The organism is Williamsia sp. z71, assembly GCF_059553375.1.
The window spans coordinates 134,883-151,650 of the sequence record NZ_JCANWX010000001.1 but is presented as its reverse complement, the minus strand read 5'-3'; the positions used below and the strand labels follow the sequence as shown (position 1 = coordinate 151,650).

Here is a 16,768-nt window from a genome sequence, read left to right as displayed (position 1 = left end):
CTGCAATGGGGCATTACAAGAGCAATCTCCGCGACCTCCAGTTCAACCTCTTCGAGATGTTCAAGCTCGAAGAGGTCCTCGGCAGCGGAGATTTCGGCGATCTCGACAAAGAGACCGCCATCGACATGCTGCGTGAGGTGAACGTCCTCGCCCAGGGCCCGCTGGCCGAGTCCTTCGCGGACGCCGACCGCAACCCGCCCGTCTTCGATCCGGAGACCCACAGCGTCACCGTCCCCGAGTCGTTCAAGAAGTCGTACAAGGCTCTGACCGACGCAGGCTGGGACAAGCTCGGCATCGATGAGGAGCTGGGCGGCCTGCCTGCTCCCCGGTCGCTGTACTGGGCGATCGGCGAACTGCTCCTCGGCGCGAACCCGGGCGCGTTCATGTACGCCGCAGGCGCCGGCTTCTCCAACATCTTCTACAACAACGGCACCGACGAGCAGAAGAAGTGGGCCGTCATCAGTGCCGAGCGCGGCTGGGGCGCCACCATGGTGCTGACCGAGCCCGACGCCGGTTCCGATGTGGGCGCCGCCCGCACCAAGGCGATCAAGCAGGAAGACGGCACCTGGCACATCGACGGTGTGAAGCGCTTCATCACCTCGGCCGATCAGGACATGACCGAGAACATCATCCACCTGGTGCTGGCCCGCCCCGAGGGCGCACGGCCGGGCACCAAGGGCCTGTCGTTGTTCTTCGTCCCGAAGTTCCACTTCGACCACGAGACGGGCGAACTCGGCGAGCGCAACGGCGTATTCGTCACCAACGTCGAGCACAAGATGGGTCTCAAGGTCTCGTCCACGTGTGAGCTGACCTTCGGCCAGCACGGCGTCCCCGCCAAGGGCTGGCTCGTCGGCGAGGTCCACGACGGCATCGCGCAGATGTTCGACGTCATCGAGCACGCCCGGATGATGGTGGGCACCAAGGCGATCGCCACGCTGTCGACCGGTTACCTCAATGCGCTCGAATACGCCAAGGAGCGCGTGCAGGGCGCCGACATGACGCAGATGACCGACAAGGCCGCCCCGCGTGTCACGATCACCCATCACCCGGACGTACGCCGGTCGCTGATGACCCAGAAGGCATACACCGAAGGCCTGCGCGCGGTGTACCTGTACACCGCCTCGCACCAGGATCTCTCCTCCGCGCAGATCGTCTCCGGCGCCGACAAGGACATGGCCTACCGCGTCAACGACCTGCTGCTGCCGATCGTCAAGGGTGTCGGCTCCGAGCGGGCCTCGGAACAGCTCATCGGTTCACTGCAGACGCTCGGCGGTTCGGGCTTCCTGCAGGACTACCCGATCGAGCAGTACATCCGCGACGCCAAGATCGACTCGCTGTACGAGGGCACCACCGCCATCCAGGCGCAGGACTTCTTCTTCCGCAAGATCATTCGTGACAAGGGCCAAGCCCTGGCTCACGTCGCCGGCCAGATCAGTGCCTTCATCGAGTCGGACTCGGGCGATGGTCGCCTCAAGGCGGAGAAGGCCCTGCTCAAGACGGCCCTCGAAGACGTCCAGGCGATGGCCGCGACGCTGACCGGCTTCCTGATGAACGCCCAGGAGCAGCCGACCGAGCTGTACAAGGTCGGCCTGGGCAGCGTGCGCTTCCTGATGAGTGTCGGTGACCTGATGATCGGCTGGCTGCTGCTGCGCCAGGCCGAGGTGGCGCAGGCCGCGCTCGATGCCGGTGCCAGTGAGGCCGATACCGCCTTCTACAACGGCAAGGTGGCCGTCGCGACGTTCTTCGCGAAGAACATGCTGCCCGAGCTCACCGCCGTCCGCGGCATCGTGGAGAAGGTCGACAACGACATCATGGAGCTCGACGAAGCCTCGTTCTAGTCATTTCGCAAGTCCCCCAGCAAAATCCGCGCCACGTCCTCACATTCGCGCCTGTTGCAACAGGCGCGAACGGAGGTACGTGGCGCGGATTTTTGGGTTACTTGGGCGGGAGCCGCACGCCGCCGTCGACGCGGACGACCTCGCCGTTCATGTAGGAGTTCGTGATCAGTTCGATGACCATCGACGCGAGTTCGTCGGGGGTACCGAGACGGCGTGGGTACAGCACGCTCTCACCGAGTTTGGCCTTGAACGCCTCGGATTCGGGACCCGTTCCGTAGATGGGGGTCTCGATCAGGCCGGGGGCGACGGTGTTGTTGCGGATGCCGGCGGCCGCCAGATCGCGGGCGACGGTCAGGGTCAGACTGACGATGCCGCCCTTGGATGCGGAGTAGGCGGCCTGACCGATCTGGCCGTCGAATGCGGCGACGCTGGCCAGCGACACGATCGCACCCTTCTCGCCCGACTCGGTCGGCTCACCGCGGCTCATCGCGGTGGCTGCCAGCCGGGTCGCGTCGAAGCTGCCGATCAGGTTGATGTTGATGACCCGCCGGAAGGTATCGATATCGTGGGCGGAGGAGAACTCACCGTCCCGGCCGATGGTGCGCTGCGCCGAACCGACGCCTGCCGAGTTGACCAGCGCCCGTAGCGGTCCGAGCTCGAGGGCCTTGTTGACCGCTGCCTCGATCTGCTCGGTCTTGGTGACATCGACGTTGACGAAGGCCCCACCGATCTCTTTGGCCAGGGCCTCCCCCTTGTCGGCCTGCACATCGGCAACCACGACCTTGGCCCCCAAAGCGGCGAGTTGCCGCGCCACTGCGGCACCGATACCCGATGCCCCACCCGTCACAATTGCGCTTGCTCCGTTGATTTCCATTCTCGCACCCTATGACCGAGCGCTTGTTCGGTTCAAGGGTCGATCACCGATCAGTACAGATGCGAGCGGTACGGCTCCTGTCGGCGCGGCTCGTCGGCAGGCACCGGCATCGCGTGTTGCTCGGCCAAGATGTCGCGAACGGTCGGCACGACGTCCGGATCGGCGAATCGCTCGGGATTCCACAGATCCGACCGCAGGATCGCCCGGGCGCAATGGACGTAGACCTCGTCGATGTCGATGACAACGGCGAGCGTCGCCGACTTGCCCTTGATCGCCATGGCGTCCAGCAGATCCGGGTCGGTACGCAACCTCGCCCGGCCGTTGACCCGGATCACCTCATCGATTCCGGGAACCATGAACAACACCCCGACGTGGGGATTCGCCAGGATGTTGCGGTACGAATCGACCCGCCGATTGCCCATCCGATCGGGTAGCACCAGGGTGTGCGGGTCGGGGACGAGTACCGCCGAATCGACGTCACCGCGCGGCGAGCAATCACAGTTGCCGTCGGCATCCGCCGTGGCCAGCGCGAAAAACCTGGCATGCCGGAGATATTCGACGATCGACGGAGTCAGCGACGACGTGTGCTTGTTCAGGACGTCTGGATGGGCGACTCCGAGCACCCGCTCGAGGTCCGCCTGCGTGGTGATCGCATGGGTGTCGTCTGGGCTCGATGCCGGATTGGTCGTCGTCACACTCCCATCAGACACCAGGCCCCGAGCCGCAGGCCGGCGGGGTTCGTCATCCTGCCTGCCGGAAGTCGTGAAGTAGTGGCCGACGTCGAATGGGCGGCCTGGGGGGAGCCGGGAAGGACACCTATCAAGAACTACATCATTCGGATAGGCTATTTCTACTGGGGTACGGTCGGAAGCACTAGGCTGTTCACAGCCGACAAGCGTTGAGAGGTTAGTCAGACCATGTCCACCACATCCGCCGGTACACGCTCGAAGCCGGAGGCCACGATCATCAGCGCCACGACAGGAACCACTCCGACGTTCACCCTCTCGCGCCCGGGGTATCACCTGCAGGCGACCGGTGTCAGCGCCCGCTTCGACAGCATCGCGGCGGCACGCGAGGCACTCGAAAGCGGTGGCCACAACTACATCGTGGGCGCACTCCCCTTCGACACCGAGCGGCCCGCCGCCCTCTTGGCCCCGGCCGAGGTGACCCACACCGCACAGCAATGGCAGTCGCCGGGCGGGGTACTGCCGCCGGTGGAGATCGTCACGACGATCCCGGCACCCGAAGAACACGTCCGGCGCGTTCGCCTGGCCCTTGGCGCCCTGACCGATCCGGCCACCGAACTCTCCAAGGTGGTTCTGGCCCGGACACTGATGTTGCGGGCGAGCGCGCCGATCGACCCCGTCGCGCTACTCGGCCGACTGGTCGACGCAGACCACGCCCACAACGGTTTCCTCGCCGATCTCTCACCTGCCGGCCCCGATTTCGACGGCCATCTGCTGATCGGGTCGAGCCCGGAAGTGCTTGTCCGCCGAACGGGTTCGACGGTGACCTGCCATCCGCTCGCCGGCTCGGCACCGCGGTCTGCCGACCCGGTTGCCGATCGAGAGCAGGCTGCGCGACTGACCGCATCGGCCAAAGACCAGCACGAGCACGCCTTTGTCGTCGAGGCGTTGGCCGAACGGCTGCGCCCACTGTGCGGCGACGTCATCGTGCCGACCGCCCCCTCACTCACCAAGACGCCGGCCATGTGGCATCTGGGGACGGAGATCTCCGGTCGGCTCCGCGATCCGGCCATCACGGCGCTGGACCTGGCCCGCATCCTGCACCCGACCCCCGCCATCTGCGGTACACCCACCGCCCAATCCCGCGACCACATCCTGCGCAACGAGGAGGACCGACGCTTCTACGCCGGTGCGGTCGGCTGGTGCGACGCCACCGGCAACGGAGAGTGGCTGGTCAGCATCCGATGCGCCGAACTCGACGCGGACCGGCGCACCATCCGAGCCTCGGCGGGCGGCGGTATCGTCGCCGATTCCGACCCGGATCAGGAGCTGGCCGAGACCTCGGCCAAATTCCGCACCATCCTCACCGCGTTGGGTGTCGGTTAAACTGCGGTGTCGCGGCTGAGTTGTCCACGCTGCTCGATATACCCGCTGCACCCGAAAGGTCGTCTTGATGCCCGCCGCGAATGCAGTTCGCCCGCTGGCACACCGCCGGTGGGTTGAGCTTCTGCCGTGGCTCGATGACTATCGATCGGGTCCGTCGATCCTGTCGGAGAACGAACTGATCCCGAATGCGTGGATCGGGGCGTCGCCTGCGGAGAGCCTGACCAGCGAAAACTTCGACGCATTCTGCACCCTTGTCGCTGCCCGATACATCGCCGACCGGCCGGATCATCAGCTCGCCGCCGACTTCCCGCATGCGGCACATACGGGCCATCGGCTCGATCGAACCGTGAATCAGCTGCTCGAATCCCCTGGTCTCGACCGCGGCGCCGTGGCCGAGATCGTCCGGAACCTCATCGCGACCACAGCGGTTGCCGGCGATTCGCCGTCCGCCGATGACGCACTGCCGATCCCGCTGACCGAAGACCGGCGCGTGAGGGAATTCATCGACGGGCTCGACGACCGCGACCGTCTCATCCTCGCCGAACGTATCGTCACCTCGCAGCCGCGCACGCAGGCCCACCTGGCCTCACAGTTGGGCCTGTCCCGCGAGCGGGTGAACCAGCTCGACCGGAGCCTGCGGCTGCAGTTGACCGAGATGGTCGAGGCCTCGACCTCGCTGCGCCCGTTGTTGTCGGAGATGACTGCGCGGGCCAATCCGATCGCCGACGTCTCCGACGTGATCGCGGACATCCCCGCGCTGGGACGGCAGTTCCCCACCCTGGATATCCCGCTGTGGCGCATCCTCGGCGCCGGGTCCGGCGAACTCCATATCGCCGACAACTGGATCATCAAAGGCAGTGTGCAAGAGGCGAATACGCGAGTACGGGAGATCCTCGACGAATACGCCGGCCCAGAGTCGGTGGTACCGCTGGCCCCGGTGGCCGGGGCGTTGATGCTCAGTGTCGAAACCACCGCCCGCTGGCTGGGGCGCAACGGTTTTGCCTTGATCGGCGATCATGTGGTGACCGCCTCGACTGCGACCGGCGATCTGGTCGCGGCCGCGTTGTCCATCGCGGGCACCCCGCTGACCTTCGACGAGATCGTCGATTCCATGGCCGATACCCCGCGGTCGCGGTCGAGCATCCGCAACGCCATCACCACCGATGACCGGATCGTCAAGACCGATCGCACCACGTACGGGCTGGTCCGTTGGGGCGGTGAACGCTATCTGCCCGTCCACCGGCAGATCGGCGCGATCCTCGACGAGGTCGGCGGGCAGATCGGTATCGAAGATCTGATCAGCCGGATCATGGCCAAGTACAACGTCACCGAATCATCCATCCGCGCATACGCCGGGGCCGGTGAGTTCATCACCCGCGATGATGTCGTCACCCGGCGCGAAAAGCGTTACGTGAACCGGAAATCACCGGCAAAGACCCGAAATCTGTACCGCGGCGGCGACATCGTCCGCTGGCGTTCGGTTGTATCCAAGGCGCACGTCAAGGGGTCCGCGTTCAACATCCCGTCCGCTCTGGCCGGGCATCTGGGGGTCGGCCCGGGTAAACCTCTGCAGCTTCCGTCGAGACTTGGTCCGCAATCGATCATCTGGGTATCGGTACAGGCCCGGTTGGGCACCATCAAACGGTTCATCGACGACCTCGGCCTGACCGAGGGTGATGAGATCTTCCTGGAGTTCGCGCCACAGCAGTTCGATGTCCGGCCATACCGACCCCCGGCCGGAGCCGAACCGGCACAACAGATCGTGGCGATGCTCGGCCGATCGGACCGGCCCCCCGCGGACGTTGCACAGCTGCGAGAGATCCTGGTCTCTGCGCTGTGGTTGCCGGAGGACACCGATATCGCGGCGGTGATCGACACACTGCGGCACCGCCGAGAAGATGCTCTGGCCGAACTGGTGGACCTCGCGACCGGCCCTCCGGGCACGGATACTACGAAACCGACCTCAACCTGATCGGGCAGTTCTCCGCCTCGTAGATCGCAACGTTACCGACGCACTGGCGAACCAGGCCATACCGGCGTTCGACCACCTCCGGCACCGCGTCCCGCAACGCCAGGGCCACCCGAAGGCTGCGCCAAAGCTGTTGTGGTGCTTGCTCGATGAATGAGCACACCGATGCAGACGGCGCAAAAAGGACCGACGTGTGACCGGTGCCGATCGCCGGCCAGTTGTTCGCATCCACCGCAGGCGACGCGATCTGCAGGCACGATCCGGCGCTGGCACAGGCGAGGATCACCATGACTGCCGCCGCACTCTCGCAACTCCCGCAGAGCATCACCTGAGCCTTCGAATCCAGATCGAGCCCCTTGCGGACCTCGTCGACCGCTTCGACACAACGGAGCCAGCTCCACGTAGACCGATCGGCCCCGCCGAGGACAAATCCGCCGGCTCGGTCGATGGGCCCGTCCCCGACACCGATCAGCGTGAATTCATCGGCGACGCTGAACATCGGGGCGCAATCGCGTTCACCGACCAGCGCGGCCACCTCCTCGACGAGGTCGTTTTCCAGCACGTGGGACACGACGTAGTGGAGGTCGAGATCGCGGACGCCGACAAGGGCTTCGTCGTCAAGAGGATTCAGCGGGACGATCACGGCGTCCATGCGCATCAAGGCGTGCAAGGCGAGCACGAACTGCCGTCCCTCGCGGATACAGAGCCCGACCCGATGGCCCGACCGCATGCCGCACGCGGACAGATCCTCACAGAGCCAGTCGACGGATTCGTCGAGCCGCTCGAAGTCCACCACGTCGTCACCGCAGACCATGGCCTCCAGCTGCGGATCGGCACATACAACGTGATCGAACATCGCATTCGGCGCAACAGCGAGCATGCGGCAATTTCCTCCCGTCGGTATGGCGTCGGCGCACTCGGCGTCGTGCCAACCGGACACGGGCCACTCACCAACTTCATGAGGGTAGCCTTATCTTATCTGGGGCGCCAGCCTCCCTATTTGAATTGCCGCAATGCTTTATCTCCATTTTGTGAACTCAAAGATCAGTGCCGGGCACATTTGATGCACGGTTTTTGATGGCGGACGCCCACGAATCCAAGAATTGATCACCGAAATCCTCCTGAGCTCCACAAATCATGAGGTCAACCGATTCTCCTCGGAGGCGGTAGCTGAACACGATTCGGTAAAAGAGTTCATTACTTTCGCGCATATTCGGCCGCGCACTCACCCCGTATTTTCTGGTGAGCAATATCGGCAAAGCCGCATATCGCTTCGCCTTCTTGCGGCCCTCACGTGTTCCGAAGCGGGCCAGCGGGTTCCAGGCACGCACTGCCGGGTCCGCCGACGCCCCGTCACCCGCGGCCGGTCCGGCTGATGTCCACCAGCCGAACGCGTCCCGGACCTCCCGCTCGTCCGCACCGGCGAGCAGTCGCAGATCGGCATCGAGGTCGACCGCCGCAGCGAACCCACCACGGCCTGCGGCCTGCAGGAATGCCGCCTCCACCGATGCGGCGTCAGCACTGATCGGCACCTGACGGGCAACTGTCTGCGCCCAGTCGCCGGTACCAACTGACGAAAGGTCCACAGCGCCGGATCCGGGGTCGCGCAGGTCATCGATCGCGTCGGCGGCCCGCTGTGACTGCGACAGATCGTTCAACGCGGCCGCCACGTCCACCACCGAGACCCCGGCATCGCCGGGCTCGAGCACCCGCGGCCCGGCGGCAAGTGCGGTCGCCAGCGTGTGCAACGACCGGTTGTCGGCGGCCGTCCCGTGCACCGCAACCACCAGGTGATCTCCGGCAGACGAGGCAACCACCGCCACCCTGCACATCACACCCTGCGCGGCATCGAGTTCGCCACACATCTGATCCGCGACGTGGGCGATGGCCGCCTCGGCGGGCATGTCGAGGGTGTGGAAGGAGATGGCATCGGCAACGGCAGCGGCCGAAACCGGCAGCACCTCGGCGAGCAACACCCGACCCCGGGCCCGCACCCGTTGGCGCAGTGAATCATATCGGTCCATCTGCTCCAGCAGCGCCACTTCGAGTCGGCCGCGGTCGGGGGTCTGCGCGAGGTCGATCACCTCGGTGAGTGCGAATCCGGCGACATCCACCTCGCCGGCGCGGAGCCGATGCTGATTTGCCGTCGGCACCACCGCCACCGAGGCTTCATCCCTGGCCGCGGGGCGCTGCCGATCCGTCACGGAGATCAGCGTCACGACAGCCTGTTCCCAGAGTCCGGCGATCTCGGCCAGCACGGGCCCGTATTCCGGCCGATCGGATTCCAGCGAGTAGTGGAACGCGGTACCGCCGGCGGACCGACGGCCCACGATGTTGACCACCAGCGGATGCGCCGGGCGTGCCGGGTCGGTGGCGATCAGTCGCGGGAGACCGGGCGGTGTCGTCCACACCCGGGCTTGTGCCGCCGAGGTGGTCATCCCGCCGTAGTTGAATTGAACTTCGGCGGTGGGTAATTGGGCGAACACCTCCCGGCTCTGGCCGTCCAGGTACCGGAGGATGCCGTAGCCGAGTCCGTCGTCGGGAACCTGATCGAGGGCCCGGTCGACGGCATCGAGCGCATCGAGTCCCACGATCGGCGACTCGAACAACCGCCCGGACACCTCGTCCGGAACCCGCAGCGCGATCGGCTTGACGGTGGTGAACCACCCCACCGCACCCTCCGAGGCCGGCGCGTCCGGTCGGCTCACCCGGCCATGTCCCTCGACATCGACCAGAAGACCGGCCCGGGGTTCCTGCCCGGCGCGTTGACGCCGGATCCCCAGTGCCAGTGCCAATCCCGCAAGGAGCACCGAATTGACGAACCCGTCGCGCCCGGCCACACCACCGGCGACCGCGGCGCAGGCCGCCTCACCGAACGTCCCGGTATGTGCGACCCGGTCGATCCGTTCCGGTTCTGTCACCACATCATTCGAACCCACTGCCCCGATGCACTCGATCCAGTAGGGCAACTGGGGACGGAACTGATCGAGTGTCGATTCGATGTTGAGATACTCCATCCACTCGAAATACGACAGGTCGACCTCATCTGCGAGCACCGGGCGTTCGTACATCTGTGCCAGGTCGGCGACCAGGATCTCCCAGGACACGAAGTCGACCGCAAAATGGTTGACCACCCAGGCCAACACACCTTCGCCCGCGCCACGGTCGAAGTGGACCATGGCGGTCAGGGCTCCGTCCCCCAGATCGAGTTCCTGCGCCGCCTTCTCCTCTTCCGCCCGGATCAGGTCGGTGAACTCGTCGTGCGAAAGTCCGCGGGCGTCAACGGTTCTGATATCCGACAGTTCCGGGTACGGACCCCCCGCGTGCACCGCCGGACCCTCGTCATCGCGGGTGACGCGGAGCGAAAGTGCACCGTGGATCGCAATGGTCGCGGACAGTGCCTCACGCAGCCGCACGAGATCGACATCGGTTGGTGCGGTGAGCAGAAGTGTTTGCCGCACCCCCGAGTGGTCATCTCCGGCACCACCGGAACCGGAGTCCAGTTGCCGGTGCATGATGGGCATCAACGACGTCGGGCGGTGCGTCAGGCGAACCCGATCCGTTGCCGTACCGGCACCGTCGACGGGGTCGGCATGGACCGCGATGTCCTCGACCGTCCGGTGATCGAACACCATCCGCAGGCTGGTGACCGCGCCGTGGGTCCGGGCATGCCGGACGATCGCGAGCGCCGAGATGCTGTCACCGCCGAGATGGAAGAAGTCGGTGTCCACGGCCACGGCGTCGAGCCCGAGGACCGTTTCGAAAGCCCTTGCCACAGCGACCTCCATCGGCCCCTCCGGTCCGCGCGCATCGGCACCTACCCGGAGCACATCCTGCGGGTTGGGCAGCGCCCGCCGATCGAGCTTTCCATTGGTGGTGAGCGGCAACGCATCCAGACCGATCACGTGAGCGGGCACCATGTGCGCCGGAAGCGAGGCCTCCAGGTGTTCGCGCAGCATCTTGTCGACGTCGACGGCCGGATCCTCTCGGCCCGGATCCACACCCACCCAGTACGCGGCCAGGTATTTCTCCGGCGCGTCATCCGCCGAGGACCCGCCGCGTTCACGTTCGCCGACAACAACCACCGCCGACCTCACCATCGGATGCGCTTCGAGCGCCGCCACGATTTCATGGAGTTCGATTCGGAATCCACGGATCTTGACCTGTTCGTCCGCACGCGAGGCGTATTCGAGTAGTCCGCCGGAGTTCCACCGCATCAGGTCGCCGGTGCGGTACAGGCGACTGCCATCGGCATCAAACGGATTGGCCACGAACCGGGTTGCGGTCAGGCCGCGACGATTCCAATAGCCCTGCGCCACCTGATCACCGGCGACATACAGTTCACCGACAACACCCGGGGGCACCGGGGCCATGCGGTGATCGAGCACGTACGTGTTCAGATTGTCGAGCGGTCGGCCGATGACACTGGCCCCGTGCTCGGAGTCGCCGCTGAGCCGATGGACGGTGGTGTGCACCGTGGTCTCGGTGATCCCGAACATGTTGATCAGGTTCGCCGCGCTCTCCGGGTGCGATTCGTGCCATCTCCGAAGCTTGCGGAAGTCGAGTGCCTCACCACCGAAGATGATGGTGTGCAATGCAAGTGGGGTATCGCCGGCGCGTTCGCACTCGGCATCGACAAACGCGTAGAAGGCCGACGGCGTCTGATTGAGTACGGTCACCTGTTCCCGGCGCACCAGATCGCCGAACGCCGCCGGGTCCCGGGACGTGCCCTGGTCGACAACCACAAGATGTCCACCGGTGCACAGCGCACCCCAGATCTCCCACACAGAGAAGTCGAAGGAGTAGGAGTGGAACAGCGTCCAGACATCCTGCCCGCCGAAAGCCATGTCGCCGGTCGCGTCGAGCAGTGCGATCACGTTGCGGTGCGGGACCACCACACCTTTGGGCGTGCCGGTGGAACCGGAGGTGTAGATCATGTGGGCCGGATCGGTGTTCACATGCCGGCGACGGCGATCGGCGTCGGCAACCGGTTCGGCCGACAGCATCTGAAGTTGTCCTGCCACTGCGTCATCGGTCAGGACGATGCACGGTGCCGCGTGATCGACAACGATCCGGCGCTCGTCCTCGCCGTAGACCAGCAGTACCGACGGGTCGCTGTCGGTGAGCAGGTGATCGATCCGGGCTGCGGGATAGCCCGGGTCGACGGGCACATACGCGGCGCCGGCCGTCAGCGTCGCCAGCACCATGACCACCAATTCCGGTCGCCGTGGCGCGAGTACGGCCACCCGGGCCCCGGACCCGACGCCGCGGGCGATCAGCAGGCGGGCCAGGCGGTTACCGGCCTCCGCCAACTCCCGATACGTCCACCGGGCCTGGCCCTGTGACAGCGCCACCGCATCGGGGGCCGCGGCGGCCTGCTCGGCGAACAACCCGTCGATGGTGTGCGCGCGCACCTCCACTTGCGGTGCACGCGACCAGTTCTGCACCATCACACGCTCACGATGGTCGGCGATGTCGAGGTCGCTGATCCGCTCGGCGGCGGCGCCGGCAAGCTGCTCCAGCGCCCGCGTCAGCGCGTCGACGTAGCGCTCGCCGGTGATGCGATCGAAGAGGTCCGCGGCAAAGACGACGTCAGCGGTCAACGCACCCGAATCGAGTTCCACCAGTTCGAATTCGAGGTCGAACTTCGCAGTGGTGGCAGGCGTGTGGATCAGCTCGATCGGCACGTCACCGATGTCGGCGGGCAGTCCACGCGCGTTCCGGTAGACGACCATCGTCTGGAAGAGGGGGTGTCGCGAGGCGATCCGCTCTGGTTTGAGTTGATCCACCACCCTTTCGAATGGCACGTCCTGGTTGTCGAACGCATCGAGAACCAGCGTTTTCGTCCGCTGCAACAGTTCTGCCACGGTGGGATCCCCGTCGAGTTTGGTGCGGACGACAAGTGTGTTGACGAAGAAGCCGATCAGATGCTCGATACCCGGTTGTCCGCGCCCGGAGACCGGTGTACCGATGGGAACATCGGTGCCCGCGCCGAAGTGGCCGAGCACCAACGCGACGGCGGTCTGCGCAAACATGTATTCGGTGATCTCGTACCGGCGGCAGGCCGACTTGATGGCGCGCACCACGCCCGGGTCCAGAACCCGGCTGACGGTGAAGCCCTCCTGGCCGGCCGCTGCCGACCGCGGCCGGTCGGTGAGGATCGGCAGTTCGTCCGGAAGATCCGACAGTCGCGCGGCCCAGTGGTCGAGTTGCCGCCGGATCACCTCAGCGGGTTCCCCACCGCCCGCTGCCCCACCGAGCATCGTCTGCTGCCAGTGGGCATAGTCCGCGTAGTGCACCGGTAGTTGTGCGGGTTCTCCGACAGCCTCTCCCCGGAACCGCCGATAGGCACCGTCGAGGTCGGTGAACAGGATCGGCACCGACCACTGATCGAAAGCACTGTGGTGCACGACGATGCACAACACCGATTCGCCGTCGGCGCGTTCGAGCACCGACATCCTGATGGGGATCTGTGATCCGAGGTCGAACCGATGTCCACGGCAATGATCCACGAAACCCTGCTCGTCATCGCCGTCGATGAACTCCACCCCCGGATCCGCCTCATCGACGGTGAGCACGTCCTGAACCGGGCCCGTCGGGGTGTCCACGAAGACGGTGCGGAGCGGTTCGTGCCGGGACAGCAACGCGCGCAGGGCCGCCCGGAGTGCATCGGCATCGAGCCGACCGTGCACCCGGAGCGGGATCACGATGTTGTAGACCGGGCTCGGGCCTTCGAGCTCATGGAGGAACCACAGTCGCGCCTGCGATGCCGACAACGGCGCCGGAGCCGACTGCCCTCGGGGCAGGATCGGCGGTGCGGCGTCGAATCCCCCGGCACTGCGCTTGCGGTCGACCACGACGGCCAGGGACACGATGGTCGGGTTGTCGAAGACATCCCGCAGCGACAGCGCAACACCTGTCTGTCCCGCGATCCGCGCCAGCACCCGGGTTGCCGACAGTGAATGACCGCCCAGGGCGAAGAAGTTCTCGGTGGTTCCCGGTTCCGCGACGCCGAGGGCATCTGAGAAATATTCCGACAACCGCGTTTCCGTCGGCGTCGACGGTGCGGTGGTCTCGGCGTGCCGGGGCCGGAAGTCGCGGCCCGTCAATGCGGCCCGGTCGAGTTTGCCCGATGTGGTGACCGGCAACTCGTCGAGTACCACCACCGCCGCTGGGACCAGATGGGCCGGCAGTGCCGATGACAGGTCGGTGACCATCGCGGCGGGATCGAGACCTCCGGCGCCGGCAGGGGTGACGTATCCGACCAGAACACGTCCACCGTCGCTCTGGGGATGTGCGACGACCACTGCGGTCGCCACCCCGTCGAGTCCGCCCAGCACCGACTCGATCTCACCGAGCTCGATCCGGAATCCACGGATCTTCACCTGATGATCGGCGCGTCCCAGATAGACGATGTCGCCGTCGGTGGTCCAGCGCGCGAGATCACCGGTGCGATACATCCGGGCGCCGGGGGCGCCCTGGCGCGCGGCAACAAACCGCTCCGCACTGAGCCCGGCACGGCCCCAGTACCCGCGCGCCACCTGGGTGCCGCCGACGTAGACCTCTCCGATCGCGCCCGGGGGTGCCGGTGCCAGCCAGCGGTCGAGGATTTCTATGGTGGTGTCCGGGACCGGCCTGCCGATCGTCACCGACCCGGGCGCGCCGAGTTCGGCGTAGGCCACATCGCCGGCCACCTCAGACGACCCGTAGGAGTTGATGACCACCGAATCCGGCGCCACCCGAAGAAGATCCGCGGTCAGCGATTCCGGTAGGTCCTCACCGCTCGAAATCCAGCGCTCGACACCGGCGAGCTTGTCGGCGGCCACATCGATCATCGAGCGCAACAGAGAGGGCACCGCGGTGAGCTGGGTAACCCGATGGGTGTCCACTGCCTCGGCGAGGGCCCGTGGGTCGGATGCGATCTGGTCGTCGGCCAGCACCACCGTGGCCCCGGCAACCAGCGCGGCAAGCAATTCCGTGGTGCCGTCGATGAAACCGGCCGAACTCTTGGCGATCCTGACATCGCGGCGGCCGGGATCGCCCGGACCCCAGGCCGTGGCCGCCCATCCGATCCGGTGTGCCAGCGCGCTGTGGGTACCGGCAACACCTTTGGGCTGCCCGGTCGAACCGGATGTGTAGATGAGGTAGGCCATGTCGGCGGCTTGTACCGCCCGCCCCAGTTCACCCACCTCGATCCTGCTAACGGGGAACTCCGTTATGCGCGAGCGTGTTTCGGGATCGTCGAGCACAAGGACACGGGTACTGACGGAGCCGAGCAGGTCTGCCCACTGCGCCGCAGCCGACCCGCTGGTGACGATCAGATCGGGCAGCGCATCATCGAGCACGTACCCGATCCGGGCCCGAGGATAGTCCGGGTCGATCGGGACAATCGCCGCTCCGACGGTCAGTGCACCGAGCATCGCGGTGACGTGGTCGGTTCCGCGGTTCAGCAACAACGCAATCCGGCTTTCCGGGCCGACCCCTTCGGCTGACAGCATCCTGGCCAGCCGGGCCACGTCGCGGGCCAGCTCGGAGTACGTCACCTTCCCGGCCCAGGTGATCAGTGCCGTGCGTCCGGAGCGCTCGACGGCGCGCGAGGCGAACTGGTCGGCAACTGCCGGGTGCTCGGTCATCGGCAGGTGGCCGGATCCGGACCAGTCTGCGATGCAACGGGTTTCCGCCTCGGTGACCGTGGTGACTTCACCGGTTCGGGCCTGCGGGCCTGCAGCCACGATCCGGCTGAAGTAGTCCGCAAACCGGTCGAGCAGGGCTTCGAGTGTTTCCTGTGTGTAGAGGTCCGGGTTGGCGTCACAGTCGAACACGAAGCCGTGGATCGGGTCGTTGTACACCGACAACGCCACATCGGTGACCGGTCCGGTGGCGATGCTCTCCGGGACGACTTCGAGGTCGCCGAATTCATATCGGTAGTCGAAGGCCTTGATGTTGATGAGCGAACCGACCGGCTGCATGTCGGTGCCGACGAGCCCGTTGTCGCGGGCGATGTCCTCGACCCGGTACTCCTGGTGGGCCCGTAGCGTCTTGAGACCTGCCACCACCGCTTTCACCGACTCGGCGATGGTTGCCCCGCCGGAGAGGTGGAGGTGCAGCGGCAGGATGTTGGCGGCCAGCATCGGCGTGCGCAGCGCGGCCGGACCACGTCGCCCCATCATCGGCATACCGACGATCACCTCATCGGATGCCAGCAGATGCCGGGTATAGGCAGCCCAGCCGAGGATCGCCACTTCCGCCCATGTCGAACCCGTGGCCTTGCAGAGGTTTTCGATGTCGGCGATGACCTCGTCTGCCACCACTCGGCGGGCGTGCAACGGCAACCTCGGGTTGACCGGTGCCAGCGCCACCGATTCACCGGCCAGTGACCGGCTCACACCGCGCCCACGCACTGTCGTCGACCAGAATTCCCGGTCGGCGGCCACCGCATCGGCCGATCGTCCGGCGGCCTCCGCGACCGCCGCCAGAGTGGCAAACGACGACTCCGCGACAGGCTTGCCGGAAACCAGTGCGGTGTACACCTGTGCCACGCGCTTCGACACCAGCGACAGACCATAGGCGTCGATGAGGATGTGATGGATACGCAGGAACCAAACCCACCGGTTCTCACCGAGATCGAACAATGTCGAGCCCACCAGATCATCACCGTGCAGGTCGCGGGAGATCGCCAGTTCCGTCTCCATCGCGCGACGGACCCGGGCGGCGACGGTCTCGGTGCCGGGTGCATCGGACGACAGGTCGATGACGGTCCACGGCGCTTCCCGATCGTCGGGACACGCCACCACGCTGTCACCGTCGGCGACAAACTGCGAACGCAATACTTCTGCGTCCCTCCATGTTTGCCGCCATGCGCTCTCGAGTGCCCGCGCATCGAGCTCTCCGTGCAACCACATCGCCTGACCGATGTTGAACACCGCGCTGCCGGGCATCAATTGCTGGGCGAACCACACACCCTGCTGAGCTCGGAACAGTTCGATTCCGGTGACTGTCGACGTTGACATGTTCA

At 65.9% G+C, this 16,768-nt stretch carries 7 protein-coding genes; 3 read left to right on the top strand and 4 right to left on the bottom strand.

Annotation, left to right across the window (positions count from 1 at the left end; all coding sequences use genetic code 11):
• Nucleotides 1-5 precede the first annotated feature (5 nt).
• Nucleotides 6-1,838 carry an acyl-CoA dehydrogenase gene (locus AC51GR_RS00580; RefSeq protein ID WP_496322686.1) on the top strand — a complete coding sequence of 611 codons (1,833 nt, stop codon included), beginning with the start codon at nt 6-8 and terminating at the stop codon, nt 1,836-1,838.
• A gap of 97 nt (nt 1,839-1,935) precedes the next feature.
• Here the strand turns inward: AC51GR_RS00580 and AC51GR_RS00575 are convergent, their stop codons facing one another.
• Both AC51GR_RS00575 and AC51GR_RS00570 read right to left on the bottom strand, forming a co-directional pair.
• The gene (locus AC51GR_RS00575; protein WP_496322685.1) at nt 1,936-2,712 is read right to left on the bottom strand and encodes an SDR family oxidoreductase; all 777 of its coding nucleotides are present in this window, start codon (nt 2,710-2,712) and stop codon (nt 1,936-1,938) included.
• Between the two features lie 50 nt (nt 2,713-2,762).
• A complete protein-coding gene (locus AC51GR_RS00570) occupies nt 2,763-3,407 on the bottom strand; it encodes an MSMEG_1061 family FMN-dependent PPOX-type flavoprotein (RefSeq protein WP_496322684.1) in 645 nt (214 codons plus the stop codon).
• Between the two features lie 270 nt (nt 3,408-3,677).
• On the opposite strand from AC51GR_RS00570, the gene AC51GR_RS00565 reads away from it, so the two are divergent.
• Together AC51GR_RS00565 and AC51GR_RS00560 are read left to right on the top strand one after the other, a co-directional pair.
• Nucleotides 3,678-4,784, top strand: a complete 1,107-nt coding sequence (locus tag AC51GR_RS00565) for an isochorismate synthase (protein ID WP_496323331.1) — start codon at nt 3,678-3,680, stop codon at nt 4,782-4,784.
• A gap of 67 nt (nt 4,785-4,851) precedes the next feature.
• Complete coding sequence (locus AC51GR_RS00560) at nt 4,852-6,756, top strand: sigma factor-like helix-turn-helix DNA-binding protein (RefSeq protein ID WP_496322683.1); 1,905 nt, start codon at nt 4,852-4,854, stop codon at nt 6,754-6,756.
• On the opposite strand, the gene AC51GR_RS00555 is transcribed toward AC51GR_RS00560, so the two are convergent.
• Both AC51GR_RS00555 and AC51GR_RS00550 read right to left on the bottom strand, forming a co-directional pair.
• On the bottom strand, nt 6,734-7,633 hold the full coding sequence (locus AC51GR_RS00555; protein ID WP_496322682.1) for an AMP-binding protein: 900 nt from the start codon (nt 7,631-7,633) through the stop codon (nt 6,734-6,736). The two genes, AC51GR_RS00560 and AC51GR_RS00555, sit on opposite strands and share 23 nt — an antisense overlap.
• 157 nt (nt 7,634-7,790) lie before the next feature.
• Entirely contained in the window at nt 7,791-16,763 is an 8,973-nt protein-coding gene (locus AC51GR_RS00550) for an amino acid adenylation domain-containing protein (RefSeq protein WP_496322681.1), read from the bottom strand.
• Nucleotides 16,764-16,768 lie beyond the last annotated feature (5 nt).